Below are 19,334 nucleotides of genomic sequence, written 5' to 3'. Positions count from 1 at the left end.
AGATGCTGCCCGAAACTTATTGCAGTAAAGTCTGGTCGCGGTCACGGTTGGCTGCGTATTAACGCTAAAGCAAGAGTGGCGCATCGACGTCGTAGAGTATGGACCCAGTCACACAGGGCGCGTTGGGCGCCGCATTGCCACAGTCTTTCGCCGATAAACGCGCATTGCGCGGTGCCTGTATTCTTGGGTTATTGGGCGGTATGGCGCCAGACTTGGACGTGCTGATTCGTTCACCCTCCGATCCCTTGCTGTTTCTCGAGTTTCATCGTCACTTCACCCATGCGCTGGTGTTTATTCCCCTCGGTGGCTTGCTTTGCGCACTGGTGCTGCACGGACTGATCGGGCGGCGCTTTGGTTTTGACTTTAAACGCAGTTACCTGTTTTGCACTGCCGGCTATGCCACGCATGCATTACTGGATGCATGCACCACTTATGGCACCTTGCTGTTGTGGCCTTTCAACCATGTGCGCTACGCCTGGAACACCGTGTCCGTGATTGATCCGCTGGTGACCGTACCCTTGCTGGTGCTAGTCATGACAGCGTTCATGAGCCGTAGTGTATGGCCAGCGCGTATCGCGCTGGTATGGGTGCTCAGCTATTTGCTGCTGGGCCTGGTGCAGAGAGACAGGGCCATAGAGGCAGGCTATTCAGTAGCCACCCAGCGCGGCCATGTGCCGGAGCGGCTGGACGCCAAACCCAGCTTCGCCAATATCCTGGTGTGGAAGGTCGTGTATGAATTGGAAGATCAGTTCTATGTCGACGCGGTGCGGGTCGGCATGGATGTTCGGGTATATCCCGGTGCGGTAGTGAATAAACTCGATGTGGCCAGGGACTTTCCGGCTCTGGACTCGGGTTCACAGCAGGCAAAAGACATAGAGCGCTTCCGTTGGTTCAGTAACGATTACCTTGCACCAGACCCCGGTTTTCCCAACCGTATTACCGACATCCGATACTCCATGATCCCCAATGAGGTGCAGGGCCTGTGGAGTATAGAGATCGACGCTGCTGCGCCGCGTGATAGGCATGTGGCCTATCGGACGCATCGCGATGCCAGTAGCGAACGTACTCAGCAGCTACTGGCAATGTTGCGAGGAGAGGCTGACTCAGGCGGCCAACTGTTGTCTGGCCGCGTCGATGCCAGCACCGGTGGGCAATGAGTAGCCCTGGCCGGCGAGCACTGCTTCCAGCGCGCTGAGGCAGGCGATGACATTGGCAGTGTTGCTTGCATAACCCATCAGGCCGATGCGCCAGGTTCTGCCGGCGAGCGCCCCCAAGCCTGCGCCAATTTCGAGATTGAAATCATTGAGCAGTGAGCTGCGCACGCTGGCGTCATCAATGCCCTCGGGAATCAGCACGCTGTTAAGCTGTGGCAAGCGCCATTCAGGCGACACGGCCATGGCCAGACCCATGGCTTCCAAACCAGCGACCAGAGCCTCATGGTTGCGACGGTGACGCTGAAAAGCGGACTCCAAGCCTTCTTCTTGCAGCATGACAAGTGATTCATGCAGGGCGTAGAGGTCATTAACCGGTGCGGTGTGGTGGTAAGCCCGCTTGCTGTCGCCGCCCCAATAGCCCATGACTAGCTGCATATCCAGGAACCAACTCTGTACCTTGTGAGTGCGGTTCTGGATGCGCTCCACGGCGCGCGGGCTGAAGGTCACCGGCGAGATACCCGGTACGCACGATAGGCATTTTTGAGAGCCAGAATACACCGCATCCGCACCCCAGTCATCCACCTTGAGCTCTATGCCACCAAGAGACGTCACCGTATCCACAATGGACAGTGCCCCGTTTTCACGGGCGATTGCACACAGGGTTTCGGCATCGCTGCGCGTGCCGGTGGATGTCTCGGCGTGGACAAAGGCCAGCAGTGACGCCTTGGGGTTACTCTTGAAAGCCTCGCGGACTTTTTCCGGATCCACAGGCTGACCCCATTCATCCTGAACCATGATCGCGGTCGCGGCGCAACGCTCCACGTTTTCCTTCATGCGCCCGCCGAAGACGCCATTTTGGCAGACAATGACGGTGTCGCCGGGACTGACAAGGTTGACAAAACAGGCTTCCATGCCCGCAGAACCGGGTGCAGACACCGGCAGCGTCAGGGCGTTTTCCGTTTGGAAAACGTATTGCAGCAAGCCCTTGATTTCATCCATCAAGGTGACAAACAGGGGATCCAGGTGCCCGATCGTGGGCCGGCCCAATGCGCCCAGAACGCGAGGCGATACATCGGAGGGGCCGGGGCCCATCAGGGTACGAATCGGCGGAAAGAAGCTGTTGGTCATGGTGGTAAGGTCCTGCGCGATAAAGGACGCGAACAGTATCAGGTTTGGGCTGGCAGCATAAGCGAGCCTCACTTATAGTCCGGATTAGTTCCCCTGATACAAAATCGATGGTTTGGAGACCTTATGTCGCTGCTTGCGCCCGATAACCACATGGCTGTTATGGCCAGCCTGTTCGTCATTGCCGGAGCGGCTTTCCTGCTGGAGCGCACCCGCATAGGGTCGAACCTCACGGGCGCTGTCATTGCGATTCTGGGCGCAATATTGGCGGCTAACCTGGGCATCATCCCTCACGATGCGCCGGCCTACGGGTTTGTCTTCAGTTATGTCGTGCCGGTGCTGATACCCCTGTTCCTGTTCAAGGCGGATCTGCGCAAAATTGTTATGGAGGCCACCCGAACAACTGCTGCATTTCTGCTGGCCGCCCTGGGAACGGTGGTGGGCGTCACAGTAGCAGCACTGTTATTAGACCTGAGTGCACTGGGCGCGGCCGCACCGATAGCGCCAGAGCAGCGTGAAGCCGCTATCGCGGGCCTGTTTACGTCCACCTACATTGGCGGTTCGGTCAACTACGCGGCGCTGGGGGATCTGACAAGGTTGCGCGAGGATGCTTCGTTCTTCTCGGCAGCCACGGCGGCGGACAACCTTTTTTCGGCTGTGTATCTGGGTATGCTGGCGTTGATGCCTGGGTGGCTCTGGTTGTCACGGCGATTTGTATCGCATGACGATACTGAGACAGTGGTCGACGAGACGGGCCCTGAGATTTCAGCCATGTCCCTCTGCCTCGCGCTGGCTACGGCCATGGGCATTGTTGCAGTCAGTGATGCACTGGTGTCAGCCTTCGACCTCTATGCCTGGCGCTACGTATTGATCACGGTATTTGCGCTGGGCTTCGCCACTGCTGCACCAAAGCTGGCATCGCGGCTGGCCGGCAGCTTCGAATTGGGCGTGGCCCTGTCATTCGTGTTCTTTGCGGCCATTGCGGCGGGGGCGGACGTCATTGCTATGCTGGAAGTGGCACCCCTGCTGGTTGCGCTGGTGTTCATCCTGCTGACGGTGCATGCGCTGGTCACCTTCGGTCTGGGGTCGCTACTGGGTCTCAGCCTGCCGGAGTTGATTACCGCGTCGAATGCAGCGGTGCTGGGGGCAACCACCGCGCCTGCGCTGGCTGCCACCAAGGGCTGGCGAAATCTGGTGACACCGGGTGTACTGGTTGGTGTGCTGGGCTATGCCCTGGGTACCTTCCTGGGCACAGTGGTTTACAACTTCTGGGGCGCGATTCTTTAGGGTCGCCGACGTGTCGGCTTAGCCCGCGGTGCCGGTGAAGAATACCAACAGGGTCATGTCTTCTTCGATCTCAAAGAACGAATGGTCGGTGGTGGCACCCACGTAGAGCAAGGTGCCCGGGGTGACATCCCGCTCCTCGTCGCCCAAGCGCATACGAGCGCGACCACTGAGCACGTGGTACACCTCGTCCTCATCGTGGGGTGATTGCATGTCAGTACTGCCGGCAGCCAAATGGTAGATGCCACAGCTGAGGGCAAGGACCTTAAGGAACTCCTGATATTCCACCGGTGCACCGTCCAGTTGGGAACGCAGGGCGTCAACGACAAAGACTTTCCAGTTACTGTCCGACATGGGTGTACCGCTTCCAGTGATTAAAGGGAAAGTATTACCAAGGGGGAGTTGTGAACAAGCGCAAACTGGCCTGACTCAGGCCAGATTTGCGATAGACGTGATTTGGATCAAGCCGGGTATAGCTAGTCGTCCAGGTCGGCCCGTACATTGGCCTGTGCGGCGGCGATGCGAGCAACGGGGACACGGTAGGGACTGCAAGACACATAATCCAGGCCCAATTCATGGCAAAAACGCACGGAGCGGGGGTCGCCGCCGTGTTCACCACAGATTCCGTACTTGATGCCTTTCTTGCGCGCTTTGGAATCAGCCACAGCCATGGCCATTAGCTTACCTACGGCGCGCTGATCCAGTGACACGAAGGGATCATTTTCAATCAACTTTTTGTCGAGGTACTGCGGGATGAAGCGGCCTGCATCATCGCGGCTGAAGCCGTAGGTCATTTGTGTGAGGTCGTTAGTGCCAAAGCTCATAAACTCCACCTCGGGTGCAAGGCGGTCAGCACCCAGGCAAGCGCGCGGCGTTTCCATCATGGTGCCGATTCTGTAGGGCAGGGAGATGGATTTTTGTTTCAGTACTTTGTAGATGCCACGGTCGATGATGTCGGTGATGAGACGAATTTCACGCACGTTCACCACCAGCGGAATCATGATTTCCGGGAAGGGTTTATAGCCCAGTTCCGCCGCTTCTGCGGCGGCGCCAATAATGGCTTTCACCTGCATTTTCGTGATTTCCGGATAGACCACTGACAGTCGACAGCCGCGGAAGCCCAGCATGGGGTTTACTTCGTTCAGATTCTCTGTGGCTTCGGCGATGGTCTCTACGCTCTTACCCAGCCGCGTGGCCAGTGCCTCCATGTCATCTCGGGTGTGCGGCAGGAATTCGTGCAGGGGAGGGTCCAGTAGGCGCACGGTGACCGGAAGCCCTTTCATGACTTTGAACAGCTCCAGCATGTCCGCATGTTGGTATGCCTGCAGTTCCTTCAGATATTTTTTGCGCTCGCGTTTGTCTTCGGCGAGGATCATGGCGCGCATCAAGGGGATGCGTTCACTCTCGAAAAACATGTGTTCGGTGCGGCACAGCCCTATGCCTTCGGCCCCGAGCTCACGCGCTTTGGCCGCATCTTCCGCTGTCTCTGCGTTGGCCCTTACCTTGAGCTTGCGGTGTTTGTCGGCCCACGATAGGAGCACCTGGAAGTCTTCCGAGGAGCTGGCTTCAGTCTTCGGGATATCGCCCAGCATCACCTCGCCGGCGGTGCCGTCCAGCGTAATGATATCTCCTCGGCTAATTACCACGCCGTCCTCTGTGGTCGCTGTGCCTGCTTCGTAATCTATGGTGAGGCCACCAGCACCTGTGATTGCGCAAACGCCCATGCCGCGGGCGACAACCGCAGCGTGTGATGTCATGCCGCCCAGTTCGGTCAAGATGCCCTCAGCAACTTTCATGCCGTGAATGTCTTCAGGTGTTGTTTCCCGCCGCACCAGCACAACGGCAGTGCCATCGCGGTTAACCTCTACCGCCTCGTCAGCGGAGAACACCACTGCGCCGGTGGCGCCGCCGGGGCTGGCCGGTAAGCCGATGGTTACAATGTCTTGCTTGGCGCTGGGATCTACCATCGGGTGCAGAAACGCTTCCACGTGTTCCGGCGAGACGCGCATCAATGCCTCTTTCTCACTGATGAGACCTTCGCCAACCATATCCACGGCGATCTTGATTGAAGCGCGGCCGGTACGTTTACCGCTGCGAGTCTGCAGCATGTAGAAACGACCTTCCTGCACGGTGAACTCGATATCCTGCATGTCGCGGTAGTGCTTTTCCAGCAAGGCTTGGGTTTTGTAAAGCTCGTCGTAAACCTCGGGGAGGCCGCTGTTAAGCGCGTCGATCGGTTGCGGTGTCCGAATGCCCGCAACCACATCTTCGCCGGCAGCGTTAAACAGGAACTCACCGAAGAAAGTTTTCTCGCCGGTGGACGGATTGCGAGTGAATGCCACGCCAGAACCCGAGTCTTCGCCAAAGTTGCCAAACACCATGGCCTGTACATTGACCGCGGTGCCCAGGGTCTCTGGAATGTTGTTCATTTCACGGTAGACATTGGCGCGCGGTGTGTACCAGGAGAGGAATACAGCCTCCACTGCGAGTCGCAACTGTTCAAAAGGGTCCTGTGGGAAATCAGTGATTTGCTTGAACACCGCGATGATGGCCTGCCAGTCCTCGGCGGACATATCGGTGTCTAGGGTTTTGCCATGCTCGGCTTTATAGCGACTGATCTCGTGCTCGAATTTCTCGCCCTCTACGCCCAGCACCACGTCGGCGAACATCTGGATGAAGCGGCGGTAGGAATCATAGGCAAAGCGGGGATTGCCCGTTTTACGCGCCAGGCCCGCTGCGATCTCGTCGTTGAGGCCAAGGTTCAGAATGGTGTTCATCATGCCCGGCATTGAGACCGGCGCGCCGGAGCGCACTGAGAACAGTAGTGGATTATCAGGGTCGCCGAAGCGCGCACCCATTTCCTTTTCCACCAGATCCAGGGCGACCCGATACTCCTGTTCCAACAAGTTGGGCAACTGGTTACCGCCTTCGAAGAATTCGCGGCAGGTGGGCGTCGTGATGATAAAACCGAAGGGAACTGGTAAGCCCAGGTTGGTCATTTCGCAGAGGTTGGCACCTTTGCCGCCCAACAACTCTCTGTCGTCCTTGCTACCTTCGCTGAACAGGTAAACGCGCTTTGCCATGGAGTATCCCGTTATTCGGCCTTTCTGGTGAGGCGGCGAGTATAGCCGCTGAGAGCAAAGTCAGGGAGGGGGGAATGCGGCTATTAATCCGGGCAGCGCATTCGATCTAATGACTTTTATCCGTTGGTTGGTAGGAGAAGAGAGCGCTCAGGGTGAAAAAGGGTGGCCTAGGCCACAGAACGTAGCCACCTATCGGTGGCTACGCGAACAAAGGTTAGAGCTGTGCCGGCCTAGCGCGACTCAAGCAGGGTGATGAGACGGTCCAGTTCACTGAGCTCCGCGGTGGCCGGTACCATGAATATTTCCTCGCAGCCGGCGGCCTCTGCGTTGTCCAGCGCCCGGGCAACCGCATCCGGCGTGCTGCGGTGAACCGATTCGGCCATCATTGTGGCGATTTCCGGGCCGGCAATGGCAAGGTACTCATAGACATAGTCGTACAACTTGCGTTGCCCCTCGTCCGCCAGCGTGTACCAGAAACCGCCCATGCGGTAGGGCGCGATGTCACGCCCGGCTTCTGCCCAGCTTTTGTCCATCATCGCAAAGGTGTTCTCCAGTTCGTGCTGTTCGCCATTGCCTGACCAGGCGTAGAGACCGTCTGCCCATTGGGCGCAGCGGGCGATGCTTTTGGGGCCCATAGCTCCGCTCAACAACTTCGGGCCACCGGCCCGCGTCGGCACGGGGCCGATTTCGCCCGCGCCCTCGATTACTTCTTCGCCGCGCCAGATCGCCTTCATCTGCGCCACTTGCCTGTCCATGCGGCCATAACGACCCGTAAACGCAGCACCTACTGCCTCATAGTCTTTTTCCCGCCCGCCGTAGCCCACCACGATTTGATTGACGCGGCCACCGGAGAGCACATCCAGCGTGGCAACTTCCTTGGCGACGCGAGTGGCGCTGTGCATGGGGAGCACGTAAAGCGTGGGCGTAATCTCCAGGGTAGTTGTCGCCATGGCGGCGGCCGAAAGCACGACGCGCATGTCATAGGTGGGGCCGTGGATACGCTCACCGCAGGAGATGGCGTGAAACGGGCCTTCGTCGACGCGTTTGAACCACGCCAGATAATCGCCCCGGGTAAGGCCGGCTTTCATGTACGGCAGGCAGATTCCTATTTTCATTCTTGGCGTCCATCGTAATGAGAAAGCAAAGCTTAACCCCCTGCATCGGCAAGCGTGTCTAGAATCGTGAACCACCCAGATGAAACTCGCACAGGGTCTTGATGTGTGCCCCCCTACGATTGTTGCCAAGGCGGCTGTGCCGTTAACGTGGGCGACTCGAAAGGAGAGCGTTATGAAGATCGATGGGCCGTTCTATGCACAGCTGGGAGAAGCCGCCGAGGAGGCGAAACGCCTTGCTGCTATTGGCTACGATGGCATCTATACGCTGGAGGGCAGCTGGGATCCCTTCCTGCCGCTGACACTGGTTTCGGAGCATGCGCCTGACATGGGCATTGCAACGGGCATCGCAGTGGCGTTTCCCCGCAACCCGCTGCACCTTGCCTATCAGGCCTGGGACCTGCAGCGATTCAGCCAGGGCAAGTTTCTACTGGGGATAGGTTCTCAGGTAAAAGCGCATATCGAGAAGCGTTTCGGCACGGATTTCAGCCCGCCCGCATCGCGCATGCGGGACTATATCCTGGCCGTAAAAGCCATTTTCGACTGCTGGCAAAACGGTACGCGCCTCCATTACGAGGGTCGCTTTTATACGCACACCTTAATGACGCCCATGTTCAACCCGGGGCCTAACGACTTTGGCCCGCCGCCTATCATGCTCGGCGCCCTGGGGCCCAAGATGACCGAGGTGGCAGGTGAGGTTGCCGATGGCCTGATCGTTCATCCCTTCAACAGCCGCGCGTTTATCGAGGAGCAAGCGCTGCCAGCCGTCCACAGAGGGCTGGAAAAGGCGAGCCGTGATCGCAGCGACTTCATCCTGCAGGTGAACGCGATAGTCATTACCGGAGACAGCGAAGCTACGCGAGCAGCGGCAAAGGACAGCGTGAAGCAATTGTTGGGCTTTTATGCGTCTACGCCGGCTTATCGTCCCCCCATGGAAGCTGTGGGTTACGGAGATATCCAACCCGAGCTGAACCAACTATCCAAGGAAGGGCGCTGGGATGAGCTCGCTGATTTTATTGATGATGATTTTGTTGATGCGTTCTGCACGAGCGGTAAACCTGAAGAAATCGCTGGCCTCTTGAAAGAGCGCTACGGGCAGCACGCTGACCGCCTGGCGATCTACGCGCCTTATGCTGCGCCGGATGCCATGTGGCAATCCATTGTGAGTGAACTCAAAGACGACTGAACAGATTCGTCAACAAAAATGGCCCGGTGTGCGGGCTTTGCTGCAGTGGCTTGGCGCTACGATAAGCCAGCTATAACCAGAGGTGGACAAGATGGATATCCAGTTTAACGCCGAGCAGTTGGCACTCAGGGACGAGTTGCGAGCCTACTTCGCAGCAATGATGACGCCCGAGTTGCGCGAGGAGTGCGAGCGGGACATGGGGGAGGGCGGAGGTCCCTTATGGCGTGAGGCGTTGCGGCAGATGGGTAAAGATGGATGGATCGGCGTGGGCTGGCCAGAGGCCTGGGGTGGCCGGGGCATGTCGCCGCTTGAGCAGTTCATCTTTGTTGAGGAAGTGATGCGGGCAGGTTATCCCTTTCCCTTCCTCACGACTGAGAGCGTTGGGCCCATTCTGGCCGAGCACGGCAATGAATTTATCAAGCGAGAATTCGTGCCCAAGATCCTCGCCGGGGAAATGCTGATTTCCATTGGTTATTCCGAGCCCGGTGCCGGTACTGACCTGGCCAGCCTAAAAACCAGCGCGGTACGCGATGGTGACGATTGGGTGATTAATGGTCAAAAGATGTGGACCTCACTGGCCCATTTTTGCGACTACACCTGGCTTGCCTGTCGAACAGACCCGGATGCACCCAAAAAACATAAGGGCATCACAATGTTTTTGGTGCCTAACTCCGACCCAGGCTGGAGCTGCACGCCGGTAACGACCCTCGGTGGTGTCCGTACCAATGCTACCTTCTACGACAATATCCGAGTCAGTGACGATTATCGTGTCGGTGAGCTCAACAGTGGCTGGAAACTGGTGACAAGCCAGCTTAATCGTGAACGGCTCAGTCTTATCAACTTCGGGCCATCCTCGTTGCTGTTCAATGAGGTGGTGAAGTGGGCGCGTACGACTGCCTTGCCCAAGGGTGGCTATGTGATAGACCAGCCCTGGGTACAACAGAACCTGGCGCGCTGCCGCGCCGACATCGAATGCATGAAGCTCATCGTTTACAAGCAGTCGTGGGCGATGACTGAGCAAACGCTGGACATGGCGGACGCCTCAGCAGCCAAGGTCTTTGGCTCCGAGGCGTTTATTGAGGTGTATCGGCTGTTGGGTGAGATTCTCGGTCAATCAGCGTTGCGCCGTGATGATGAACATGGGGATGCATTGGGTCGCAAGATAGAACGACTTTACCGGACCAGTTCGATCATTACCTTTGGCGGTGGTACGAATGAAATTCAGCGGGACATCATTTCCGCGGCGGGGCTGTGGATGCCCCGGGCTGCGCGCTAGGGAGAAGCAGAATGGATTTTGGATTCAGTGAAGAGCAGCGCGAAGTTCAAGCGCTAGCGCGTCAGATACTGAGCGAGCAGGTGACGCCGGAGAAGCTGGCGGCATATGACGAGTACGCGGCCGCGCGTTTTGACGAGGAGCTTTGGCGACAGCTATTGGATGCGGGTCTGACAAACGTGGCGCTCGACGAGAGTTACGGCGGCATGGGCTTTGGCTTTATTGAGCTGGCGCTAGTGCTGGAAGAGGCCGGTAGAACTATTGCGCCTGTACCGCTGGTGCACCATTGCGTCTCTGCCATGATGCCGCTGCAGCAATTCGCGCCAGAGGCGCTCAAGGAACGTGTTTTGCCGGCTGCTGCAGCAGGTAGTTTACTGCTGACGGCGGCACTGAGCGAAACCGGCAATGACAACGCTGCCCAACCGACTGCCGTGGTAGCGGCTGAACACGTCGAAGGTGTGCGGTTGTCCGGGATAAAGTCTGCCGTGCCCTATGCACAGGAAGCGGGCGCCATACTGGTAGCGGCGCAGCTCGACGAATCCGTGTGCGTGGTGCTGCTGGAAACGGGCGCAGCAGGCGTATCCATGAGCCCAGTGGAGTACACAACCTTTGAGCCGCATGCCGATGTAACACTGGATAATGTGCTGGTGCCTGCCGCAAACATTGTGATGCGCGAGGGCGGCGAGGCTGTTATGCATTGGTTGGTAGAGCGAACCACTGCGGCCTTGTGCGCGCATCAACTGGGCGCAGCAGATTATGCGATGCGCACGGCCGCGAGCTATACCTCGGAGCGTGAACAGTTCGGTGTTCCTGTGGCTACGTTTCAGGCCGTTGGCCACCGCATGGCTGACTGCTACATCGATATTGAATGTCTGCGCCTGACAACGTATCAGGCGGTGTCTCTGCTGGGCGCCGGCGTCGATGCGAGCACGGAGTTGGACATCGCCAAGATCTGGGCGGGCGACTGCGGTCACAGAGTGAGTTACGCCACCCAGCATGTGCATGGAGGCACAGGCATTGATAGGGACTATCCCCTGTGGCGTTACTGTCTATGGTTGCGCCACAACGAAATGGCGTTGGGCGGCAGCAGTGTGCATCTCGCCGCACTGGGGCAACGGCTGGCCGCAGGCGAGGGGCTTTTTGCATGAGCTGATGTAAGCTGTTCGCACTCTAATCGCGACGTGGATCATAACGATGAAACACAGGGTGCGGGCAATATATTCAGTTCTTGCGGCGACGGCACTGGCATTACTGTTCAACGCAGTTCCCGGCACCGCGCAATCAAAGCACACGGAGACTGCCACGCCGGCAGCTTCTCTCACGCACTATCGCCCGGATCCTTTAACACTGTTGCTGGAAACGCAGGGTGACTGGGAGGGAGAGTTGTATTACCTCGACTACCAAAGCGGGCAGCGTTTTGCCATTCCAATGCGCGTCACAGCGACCGCTACTGCAGACGGCGCAACGCTGACCCGTGCGATCACGTATACGGATCCTGGCAACTTGGTTTACGCCCAACAGCTGCTAACGGTGAGCGAAGATCAGACCGTCCTCAAGGAGAGTTACTTCCGCGAGCGCAATGGTGAATTTTTTAGCTCTCAGCTAACCGATGTCACGCAATCGGATGTCAATCAGTGGCTGATAGCTTTTCATGAGCAGGGCGAAGATGATGGGCGCCCCGCGGAGATCAGGCATGAGTGGCAGCGCGAGGGCGACGCGCTGCTAACAAGAAAGCTAGTACGATTCGCAGATCAGCCAGACGCGGACTTCATTGAGCGCAATGGCTCTCGCTTGGTGTTACAGCGAAGCAGCCCTTAGTCGATGGTGAACCCCATGCGCGGGAAGTGTACATGCAGAGTCCCGAAATCAGTGGTTTCCCTGGCCACAATGCAGCGCTGTTCATCGATGCCCACGAGTATTCCGGTGGTTTCATCCAATCCGTAGTCGTCAGGCGCAACAGACACATTCGTGCCGATACGCGAGCCTTGCGTCATTGCTGCCGGTATTTCACGGGGTTGGTGCTCGCTGGCGGCGGCGAAGCTGTGGGTTGTTGTGGTTGGGCTGGTATCACCGTGGCCAAAGGCGGTCATACGCTGATACCACTGCAGCAGTGCGGGCATGCTGGTGGGCATATCCTGACCACCCACGACAGTGCGAAACCAGAGGGTGTGGTATGCAGCAAAGTCCAGGTGACTGGCCTCATCACCGGTGAGAAAAGCATCACCCGAGAGGAGCAGTTCGTCCAGCATTGCAAGGTGGTCCATGAATAGCGGCAGGGCCTTGGCATGTTTAAGTGGCGGCGTTTTGGCGCTACCCGCCATGCTTGCACGGTCTTTGAGGAAACGAAGTGCGTGCGAAAAAGAGAGTTCTTTAAACAGCTTGCGCAAAATGCGTGACGGCGGGATGGAGGTGATCGCAGCCATGAAGATGTCACCTTCATAGCGGTTGCTGATGGCCTGCGCATCTGGATCCGCCAGGAAGGGGTTAAGTGCCGGCAATTTTGCGCCGGTGGCGATCTCCGCCGCAATCAGGCGGCTGTCGCAAAACAAATCCGCGCCATCCTGAGCAACCGGAATACGTCGATAGCCGCCCACCAGCGGCTGGAGATCGGGGCGCGGCGGGCTTTCGGTAGTCAGTAGGGAGCGCCACGGAACGTTGGCATAGCCCAGCATCAGTCGCAACTTTTCGGAGAAGGGCGACATTGGGTAGTGGTGCAGTATAAGCATGCAAGTGACTCCGCTGCGTTTGCGATGAGTGTACCCCGAATGCTGCGGTTGCGGACTAGAGATATAGTGTTATAGTCGAGCATAACACCTAGAGCATATTGATGAGGAATCCACCATGCGGTTTAGACTGAAATCCACTGTATTTGCAGGCCTTCTAGCGCTGACGCCCTCTGCATTTGCTGCAGCGGATGAGTCCCAATGCGATATCGATATTAGTCACAACGTGCGCGTTAGCAGCGAAATCGTCGAGGTCACAGAGGGCGAGGCACCGCTGTTCACCATCAATCAGGCGGGCGATCTGCAGGTTCGCGGCGAGGCTGTTGCATTGGAAACTGAACAGCGAGAACTGGCGCGCGCTTACGCCGGTGAGGTCTCGGCGCTGGTCCCGCAGGTCATTGAACTGGTTTCGAGGGCATTGGAATTGGCCGGGGGTTCTGTGCAGGTTGCCTTTGACGAGGCCTTCGGGGAAGGCAGTCAATCCGGTACCAAGATGAATGAGGTGATCGAGCAGGCGAGGCTCAAATTTGAAGCCCGGGCCAAGCCGGAGCCCGGTGTTTATGTCTTGTCTGACAACGATGGCGAACTCGGTGATGAACTCGGTGACGAGATTGATGCGTTGGTGGGTGAGGCCATGGGTGAACTGATGGGCGAATTGGGCCGCGCCATGACATCGGGTGAAGGCTCGTTTATTGAACGTATGGAGGCTTTCGGTGAGCGCATGGAGACGCTGGGCGAGGAGATAGAGCAGTCCTCCGAGGTGGTTGCCGATTTCGGCGAAGAAGCCTGCAACAGCATGCGCCGTGTGGCAGCTCTGGAATCAGAGATGCAGGCAGCCATACCGGCGTTCAGGGGCGTGGGCATATCACAGCGCTGATATGCGCAGCGACTTGCTCGCTACCTGCAGTCGTGCCAGCATGAGGTATCACTTCCTGCGGTAATTCACATGACTTCGCATGCCGTGCAGCAGCTTCCGGGCGACATCGCCTGTATTGACGCGCAGTACGTCGACTCGGGCCTTGCCTGCGTGTACTTGGTGCGTTCTGGCGACGAGTATGCACTGATCGAAACCGGCACCTCCCATACGCTAGCCGCCGCCCGGGCGGCGATGAGCGCGCGCGGCATTCAGCCCGAGCAAATTAAGTACGTGATTCCCACGCACGCCCACCTGGACCACGCTGGCGGGGCCGGTGTGATGATGCGAGCGTTTCCAGAAGCCGAGCTCCTGGCCCATCCCCAGGCCCTGAAGCACTTGTGTCACCCCGAGCGTCTGATCGCCAGTGCGAAGTCGGTGTATGGCGAAGCGCTGTTTCAGTCTCTCTACGGAGAGATACTGCCGGTTCCAGAATCGCGTGCCACGGCCTTAGCTGATGGGCAGACCATCATCATTGGTGAACGCGAACTCGTGGCGCGACACACGCCGGGTCACGCCAACCATCACCTGTGCGTATGGGATGCGCAGACGCGTGGCTGGTTCACGGGTGATATGTTTGGTGTGTGTTACGGGGCACTGCGTCTACTCGATGGGCCCTTCGTCGTGCCATCAACCAGCCCGACGCAGTTTGATCCTGCCGCTTTTCAAGGCTCTTTGGATGTGCTGGCCGACACGTCTCCGGATTTTATGTACCTAACGCACTACAGTGCCATCCCCTGGTCACCCGCAACACACGCTGCCTTGTCGCAACAGGTCAGCGATTACGCAAGCATTGCTGCAGAACATGAAAATGACACCTCTGGACTGGCTACTGTACTCATGAGGTACACACTAGATCGGCTGCGTGACAGGCTGCCTGGCCAGGATTTGGCCTCCTGTGAGGAACAATTGTTGGCTGACATGGGTCTGAACGCGCAGGGCCTGACCGTATGGCTTAAGCGCCGGGCGGCATAACGAGGGGTAAGAACCGGTCTATGGTGATCAGCAAATGGCAGTGTATTGGACTGACCGTCTTTTTGGGCGGTCTGTTGTCAGCCTGTACCAGCGCACCGCCAGCGGCGGTATTGGAGGCAAGCAATACCCAACAGGTGGACTTCAGCGGAAACTGGGAGTTGGACTACGGGCAGAGCGACAACATCCAGAACCAGCTTAATGCGCTGTTGCGCGAGTTACGACGTCAGCAAGAGCGCCGTTCCCAGAACGGCGGTGAGCGTCGCGGAACAGCGGTTACCGTGGGCGGGGGCGGAGGCACTAATTCCGGGCCTACCATTGTGGGACTGGCACAAATGGCTGACGCGATTACTGAGGCACAATTGTTGGATATTGCCCAGTCTCGAAACGACATCAACGTGAAGCGCGAGGGCAACTTTGCCCTGACCTGCGAATTCTTTCGCGGTGAGGCCGAAGCTGTAGAGAACCCGCTGGGCAAGGAATTGTGCGGCTGGACAGGTCAGCAAATGGTGTTTCGAATTTACCTTCCGGAGGGCCTATCGATTCAGCATGTGATGTCCCTCGCTCCCTCGGGCGAGCGGCTGGGCATCGACACCACGGTGGTGTCAGACCGGGTCTCCCAGCCCTTTACCCTGCGACGGGTCTACAACCGATACGACCCTGCCACCTCTGGGTACCACTGCGAGCAGACCTTGTCCCGGGGCCGCGTGTGTACGACGCGACCACCGGGAGAGTAGGGATGCGAACTCTGATTGCGTGTGGGTTGATAACCCTTCTGGCAGCCTGTACCGGAAGTCAAAGTCAGCCCCAGGCTGACGTTGCGGAGGTGATTCCCGAGGATTGGCCAACACCGGTTGGCAAGGTGTCACTGAATTTCGCTTCACCGGTGCCGGCCGTGCCCTTGGATGTTGCTGTGGTGGTGTTTGATCCCGGCATACCCGAGGACGAGTCAACGCATCGACGCCTGAATGTCTTCCCGGATATTCGCCGCGCCGAGGCGCGCTACCAATCTGTCGTGCTGCGCGATGTGCTAACCGAGAGCAATCGCTGGGGTGCAGTGCGTGTCGTGCCGCATGCATCTTCCAGTTCGTCTGTGTCAGTGACGGCGACCATCGTTCACTCTGATGGAGAGGATCTTGTGCTGGATGTGTTGGCCACGGATGCCAGCGGTCGAACCTGGCTTGAGAAGCGGTACCGTGATGCGAGCACCGAGAGCGATTTCCCCGTCAATGGCGATGACGATCCGTTCATCGATCTTTACAACGCCGTCGCTAACGACCTGGCCCTGGCGGGTCGCGCTATGCCAGCAGGTACTGTGAATGCACTGCCCCGCGTGACCGAGTTGCGTTACGCCGAGACGCTGTCACCCGAGGCCTTCTCGGGTTACCTGGCGCAGGATGCCCAAGGCCAGTACTCGCTGCAGCGACTGCCGGCCGAGGGTGATCCCATGCTTGCTCGTGTTCAGCGTATTCAGAATCAGGAGTTCTTGTTCATTGATACGGTAGATGAGCAGTACGTCGATTTGTACAACACCATGGGGCCGGTATACCACCTGTGGCGGCAGTATGAGCGCGAGCAGGCCGTGTACAAGCGGGAGTATCAGGTGCGCGCATCGTCCCGCGAAAGCCACGGTCGACGAGGCACCTATGCCCAGATGATGCAGACCTACAGTGCCTTCCGCTCGGTGAAAATCCAGCAGCAGGACCTGCTGGAACTGGCGGGGGGCTTCAACAACGAGGTCGCGCCAACGGTGCTGGCGGCAGGTGACCGAGTTGTGAGACTCAATGGCACGCTGGATACGCAGTACGATGAGTGGCGCGACATACTGCGTCAGATTTTTGCACTCGAAAGCGGGTTGCCACCGGCAGCGCCCTAGGGGGGCTTCGCGTTTTCTCGCTTGCGTCGCAATGGCTCAAAGCGGGCCAGAAGCGCGGGCAGAACCACAAAGGTCACGACCATCAGTAAGCTGATGGCGATGGACAAAATCAGGCCGATCGAGGCCGCACCTTTGTGGGGACTGAACGACAGTGAGAAAAACGTGCCAATGGTGGTGAGTCCGCTCAGTGTCACCGCGCGTGGCGTGCTGCTTTGCAATACGTCGGTGACGCTCTGTGCGCTATGGTAACGGTGCACCACGTGAATTCCGGTATCCACGCCCAGACCGAAAATCAGCGGAATCACCAAAATGTTTGCCATATTAAGCGTCAGTCCCGTGAGCTCGATGATGGCGAAGGTAAAAAGGGTGGCCAAGCCAAGCGGGATTAGCACCAAAACTGGAGTGAGCGGCTCGCGAAAGTACAGCAGCAGAATCACCACGATACCGGTGAGCGCTAGAGTCACTGCCATGTTGAAGGAGCGCACCACTGATTGCCCGACCCCGCGCTCAACCACGGTTCTTCCAGCGATATTCGGTGCGATGGCTTCGACTTCCCCGACAAACCTGTCCATGGCGGCCAGATCGTTAAGTGGCTCTCCGGCGATGGCCTCCAGACGATAGCGACCATCCGGTGCAATCAGCCGACTCTTCACGCTCTCAGGCAATGCTTCTACGTCGAAGGGCTGAGCCTCAAGCCGCGGTTTCATTGTCTGTAAAGACTCAAACAGCGGCGGTAGCAGTCGACCTTGCAATCGCTCTAAGGCCATACCGTCCAATTCAGCAAGTAGTGTGATGGCCTCGTCGGATATTGGCTGCTCTGACAGTGCGAGCAGCGCTTCCAGCGCTTCTGCTGTGGTGGTCGCTTCAAACGGTGCAACCTCATTCGGCAGCGCATCAAGTCCGGTGATGTCAGACAGCGCTTCGGCTTTTGCGGTCTGATCTTTGGGCAGAATATCCAAGGGGCGGGTTAATCGCTCCACTGAGGGCAGTGCCAGCAGCTGTGGCACCAGTTCGTCCAGCGATTCGGGCGGCACCAGAACGGCAATGCTGTAATCGGTGGCCAAGGCCTTTTCCTGCAGCTCAAGCAATGTCGTGATGGCCTCAGAGTTTTTGTCGCGGATCGCCAGAACGCTGTAATCAAAGCGCGCATCCTTGGCAAACCACGCGGCTATGCCTGCCACGAAAACCGTGCCTATGAGAACGGTATTGGGCTGCAACTGGTCTAGCCCGAAATGCTGTTTTTTTCGGTCGCCGGCTCGCCAGGGCGAGGGCATGCCGACTACCGAGAACCAGGCGGGAATCAGTGTTACGGTGAGGAAAAACGCGATGACCATGCCGCCGGCGGAAATCACTCCGAGCTCCGCCAAACCGCGGTACTCCGTGGGAAAGAAGGCGAGAAAGGCAAGGCCTGAGGTCAGGGTGCACAGCAGCAGGGCGCTGCCAATATCATCTGTGGCTGCTCGCAGGGGGTCTGTCTGCTCATCAGCTCTGGCCAGTGATTCCTCGATACGCAGCGCATAGTGCAGTGCGAAGTCGACGCCGAGACCGAAGAACATCACCAGAAACACCAGTGACAGCGTGTTGAAACTACCGACAGCCAGACTCGCAAAGAGGGTTGTCATCGACACGCCGCAGGCCAGAAGCGTAAACACTACCAGCACAATCGACCAGGAGCGAACGCCTATCGAGAGTATCAGGGCCAGCAGAACAACAGACATGAGACCGGCAAACTGAATGCCACTGAGTGCGGTGCGAATCTCCTCGTCCGCCATTGCAAGTTCGCCGGTTAGGCGCAGGGTCGCCTCGGGGTATTGTTGCCCTGTCGCCGCCATGAACTCTCGGGTGGCCTTAATGACCGCTTCGGCAGGTGCATCGGCGCCAAACTCCTGCCTGCCCTGAACAATGATCAGCTGATCTCGTAGTTGCTCATCAGCAGTGTTGTCGGCGTCGGGAAACCAGGCGACTGGCCCACTGGTGTTAAGCAGGGCCTGGTTGAGTTTGTCGCTTAGCAATGCCACCGCATCAGCAGTGTCGATGCCGAACTGTTGCGCCTGTATCAGCTGTGTTAGCAGCGAGAGGTAACCCGCCAGATCTGTAGAGGGAAGCTGCCCGACCAGGTCGATCAGACCCTGCACATCGCTTGCCAGCGCGCTTACCTCGTCTAACGAAAGGTAGTAGAGGCCGTGCTCTTCAAAGAAGGATTCAGACCCGGGCGCGGCAATAGTGTGATACCAGTCGGAGGCGCGCAGGCGAGCAAGAAGGTCTTCACTGGCGCGGCTAACGGCAGAACCGGGCCCGGTAATAACGATGACTGCGGTGTTTTCGAACTGCGGGAAGGCTGCCTTGTGGGCCTCGTTCTGGGCATACCAGCGCGTATCGTCGCTGGGCTTAATCAGTTTTCCCACATCGGAATTGAGACTGAAAAGTTGTGTGCCTGCGACGGCCGCAGCCACGCTGGCTATCACCAGTGTGGCCAGTACCATCCGTGCATGGCGCTGCACCCAGAGAACCCAGGTGGTAATTGCGGCGCTGATGATTGTCGTCATAGGGCGGTGATTCTCATGGGCGCAGACAATAACAGAACTCGGTGCAGTGATGCAGTCAGCGGGGGCAGGGCAAGTGAGCTATGCTAG

The 19,334-nt window shown here is 58.1% G+C and carries 16 protein-coding genes; 10 read left to right on the top strand and 6 right to left on the bottom strand.

Going from position 1 to position 19,334, the window contains the following annotated elements:
• Positions 1-98 precede the first annotated feature (98 nt).
• Positions 99-1,157 carry a metal-dependent hydrolase gene (locus IE089_RS06160; RefSeq protein ID WP_189476261.1) on the top strand — a complete coding sequence of 353 codons (1,059 nt, stop codon included), beginning with the start codon at positions 99-101 and terminating at the stop codon, positions 1,155-1,157.
• On the opposite strand, the gene IE089_RS06155 is transcribed toward IE089_RS06160, so the two are convergent.
• Positions 1,104-2,282, bottom strand: coding sequence for a pyridoxal-phosphate-dependent aminotransferase family protein (locus IE089_RS06155; protein WP_189477399.1), 1,179 nt, complete (start codon positions 2,280-2,282; stop codon positions 1,104-1,106). The genes IE089_RS06160 and IE089_RS06155 overlap by 54 nt on opposite strands.
• Positions 2,283-2,405: 123 nt before the next feature.
• Between IE089_RS06155 and IE089_RS06150 the strand changes: the two genes are divergently transcribed.
• Positions 2,406-3,566 (top strand): DUF819 family protein, encoded by a 1,161-nt coding sequence (locus IE089_RS06150; RefSeq protein WP_189476258.1) that lies wholly within the window; start codon positions 2,406-2,408, stop codon positions 3,564-3,566.
• 18 nt (positions 3,567-3,584) lie between these two features.
• On the opposite strand, the gene IE089_RS06145 is transcribed toward IE089_RS06150, so the two are convergent.
• The 3 genes from IE089_RS06145 to IE089_RS06135 form a co-directional block, all read right to left on the bottom strand.
• The gene (locus tag IE089_RS06145) at positions 3,585-3,917 is read right to left on the bottom strand and encodes a cupin domain-containing protein (protein ID WP_189476256.1); all 333 of its coding nucleotides are present in this window, start codon (positions 3,915-3,917) and stop codon (positions 3,585-3,587) included.
• Positions 3,918-4,039: 122 nt separating this feature from the next.
• Positions 4,040-6,646 carry a pyruvate, phosphate dikinase gene (ppdK, locus tag IE089_RS06140; protein WP_189476253.1) on the bottom strand — a complete coding sequence of 869 codons (2,607 nt, stop codon included), beginning with the start codon at positions 6,644-6,646 and terminating at the stop codon, positions 4,040-4,042.
• A 230-nt stretch (positions 6,647-6,876) separates the two neighbouring features.
• Positions 6,877-7,761, bottom strand: a complete 885-nt coding sequence (locus IE089_RS06135; protein ID WP_229802603.1) for an LLM class flavin-dependent oxidoreductase — start codon at positions 7,759-7,761, stop codon at positions 6,877-6,879.
• Positions 7,762-7,933: 172 nt separating this feature from the next.
• On the opposite strand from IE089_RS06135, the gene IE089_RS06130 reads away from it, so the two are divergent.
• The 4 genes from IE089_RS06130 (at position 7,934) to IE089_RS06115 (ending at position 12,035) form a co-directional block, all read left to right on the top strand.
• On the top strand, positions 7,934-8,944 hold the full coding sequence (locus tag IE089_RS06130) for a TIGR03617 family F420-dependent LLM class oxidoreductase (protein WP_189476251.1): 1,011 nt from the start codon (positions 7,934-7,936) through the stop codon (positions 8,942-8,944).
• Between the two features lie 91 nt (positions 8,945-9,035).
• The gene (locus IE089_RS06125; protein ID WP_189476249.1) at positions 9,036-10,220 is read left to right on the top strand and encodes an acyl-CoA dehydrogenase family protein; all 1,185 of its coding nucleotides are present in this window, start codon (positions 9,036-9,038) and stop codon (positions 10,218-10,220) included.
• 11 nt (positions 10,221-10,231) lie between these two features.
• Positions 10,232-11,365, top strand: a complete 1,134-nt coding sequence (locus IE089_RS06120; protein ID WP_189476247.1) for an acyl-CoA dehydrogenase family protein — start codon at positions 10,232-10,234, stop codon at positions 11,363-11,365.
• 46 nt (positions 11,366-11,411) lie between these two features.
• Positions 11,412-12,035: a hypothetical protein gene (locus IE089_RS06115; protein WP_189476244.1), complete on the top strand. Its 624-nt coding sequence runs from the start codon at positions 11,412-11,414 to the stop codon at positions 12,033-12,035.
• On the opposite strand, the gene IE089_RS06110 is transcribed toward IE089_RS06115, so the two are convergent.
• Positions 12,032-12,943 carry a glutathione S-transferase family protein gene (locus tag IE089_RS06110; RefSeq protein ID WP_189476241.1) on the bottom strand — a complete coding sequence of 304 codons (912 nt, stop codon included), beginning with the start codon at positions 12,941-12,943 and terminating at the stop codon, positions 12,032-12,034. The genes IE089_RS06115 and IE089_RS06110 overlap by 4 nt on opposite strands.
• A 115-nt stretch (positions 12,944-13,058) precedes the next feature.
• On the opposite strand from IE089_RS06110, the gene IE089_RS06105 reads away from it, so the two are divergent.
• From IE089_RS06105 to IE089_RS06090, 4 genes are all read left to right on the top strand, one after another.
• Positions 13,059-13,817 (top strand): DUF2884 family protein, encoded by a 759-nt coding sequence (locus IE089_RS06105; RefSeq protein ID WP_189476238.1) that lies wholly within the window; start codon positions 13,059-13,061, stop codon positions 13,815-13,817.
• 69 nt (positions 13,818-13,886) lie between these two features.
• Complete coding sequence (locus tag IE089_RS06100) at positions 13,887-14,828, top strand: MBL fold metallo-hydrolase (protein ID WP_189476235.1); 942 nt, start codon at positions 13,887-13,889, stop codon at positions 14,826-14,828.
• A 20-nt stretch (positions 14,829-14,848) separates the two neighbouring features.
• Positions 14,849-15,562, top strand: coding sequence for a hypothetical protein (locus IE089_RS06095; protein WP_189476234.1), 714 nt, complete (start codon positions 14,849-14,851; stop codon positions 15,560-15,562).
• A 2-nt stretch (positions 15,563-15,564) separates the two neighbouring features.
• Positions 15,565-16,701 carry a hypothetical protein gene (locus tag IE089_RS06090; RefSeq protein ID WP_189476231.1) on the top strand — a complete coding sequence of 379 codons (1,137 nt, stop codon included), beginning with the start codon at positions 15,565-15,567 and terminating at the stop codon, positions 16,699-16,701.
• Here the strand turns inward: IE089_RS06090 and IE089_RS06085 are convergent.
• Positions 16,698-19,247 (bottom strand): MMPL family transporter, encoded by a 2,550-nt coding sequence (locus tag IE089_RS06085; RefSeq protein ID WP_189476228.1) that lies wholly within the window; start codon positions 19,245-19,247, stop codon positions 16,698-16,700. The genes IE089_RS06090 and IE089_RS06085 overlap by 4 nt on opposite strands.
• Positions 19,248-19,334 lie beyond the last annotated feature (87 nt).

The sequence above is a fragment of the Parahalioglobus pacificus genome, from assembly GCF_014652275.1.
Taxonomy (GTDB): Bacteria; Pseudomonadota; Gammaproteobacteria; order Pseudomonadales; family Halieaceae; genus Parahalioglobus; species Parahalioglobus pacificus.
The sequence above is the reverse complement of the archived record's forward strand: the minus strand, read 5'-3'. Positions and strand labels throughout refer to the sequence as shown.

Coding starts and splice junctions, on each gene's coding strand:
- IE089_RS06160 (WP_189476261.1), top strand. CDS start 99: ATGGACCCAGTCACACAGGGCGCGTTGGGCGCCGCATTGCCACAGTCT.
- IE089_RS06125 (WP_189476249.1), top strand. CDS start 9,036: ATGGATATCCAGTTTAACGCCGAGCAGTTGGCACTCAGGGACGAGTTG.
- IE089_RS06110 (WP_189476241.1), bottom strand. CDS start 12,943: ATGCTTATACTGCACCACTACCCAATGTCGCCCTTCTCCGAAAAGTTG.
- IE089_RS06135 (WP_229802603.1), bottom strand. CDS start 7,761: ATGAAAATAGGAATCTGCCTGCCGTACATGAAAGCCGGCCTTACCCGG.
- IE089_RS06130 (WP_189476251.1), top strand. CDS start 7,934: ATGAAGATCGATGGGCCGTTCTATGCACAGCTGGGAGAAGCCGCCGAG.
- IE089_RS06085 (WP_189476228.1), bottom strand. CDS start 19,247: ATGACGACAATCATCAGCGCCGCAATTACCACCTGGGTTCTCTGGGTG.
- IE089_RS06150 (WP_189476258.1), top strand. CDS start 2,406: ATGTCGCTGCTTGCGCCCGATAACCACATGGCTGTTATGGCCAGCCTG.
- IE089_RS06095 (WP_189476234.1), top strand. CDS start 14,849: ATGGTGATCAGCAAATGGCAGTGTATTGGACTGACCGTCTTTTTGGGC.
- IE089_RS06115 (WP_189476244.1), top strand. CDS start 11,412: ATGAAACACAGGGTGCGGGCAATATATTCAGTTCTTGCGGCGACGGCA.
- ppdK (WP_189476253.1), bottom strand. CDS start 6,646: ATGGCAAAGCGCGTTTACCTGTTCAGCGAAGGTAGCAAGGACGACAGA.
- IE089_RS06105 (WP_189476238.1), top strand. CDS start 13,059: ATGCGGTTTAGACTGAAATCCACTGTATTTGCAGGCCTTCTAGCGCTG.
- IE089_RS06100 (WP_189476235.1), top strand. CDS start 13,887: ATGACTTCGCATGCCGTGCAGCAGCTTCCGGGCGACATCGCCTGTATT.
- IE089_RS06145 (WP_189476256.1), bottom strand. CDS start 3,917: ATGTCGGACAGTAACTGGAAAGTCTTTGTCGTTGACGCCCTGCGTTCC.
- IE089_RS06120 (WP_189476247.1), top strand. CDS start 10,232: ATGGATTTTGGATTCAGTGAAGAGCAGCGCGAAGTTCAAGCGCTAGCG.
- IE089_RS06090 (WP_189476231.1), top strand. CDS start 15,565: ATGCGAACTCTGATTGCGTGTGGGTTGATAACCCTTCTGGCAGCCTGT.
- IE089_RS06155 (WP_189477399.1), bottom strand. CDS start 2,282: ATGACCAACAGCTTCTTTCCGCCGATTCGTACCCTGATGGGCCCCGGC.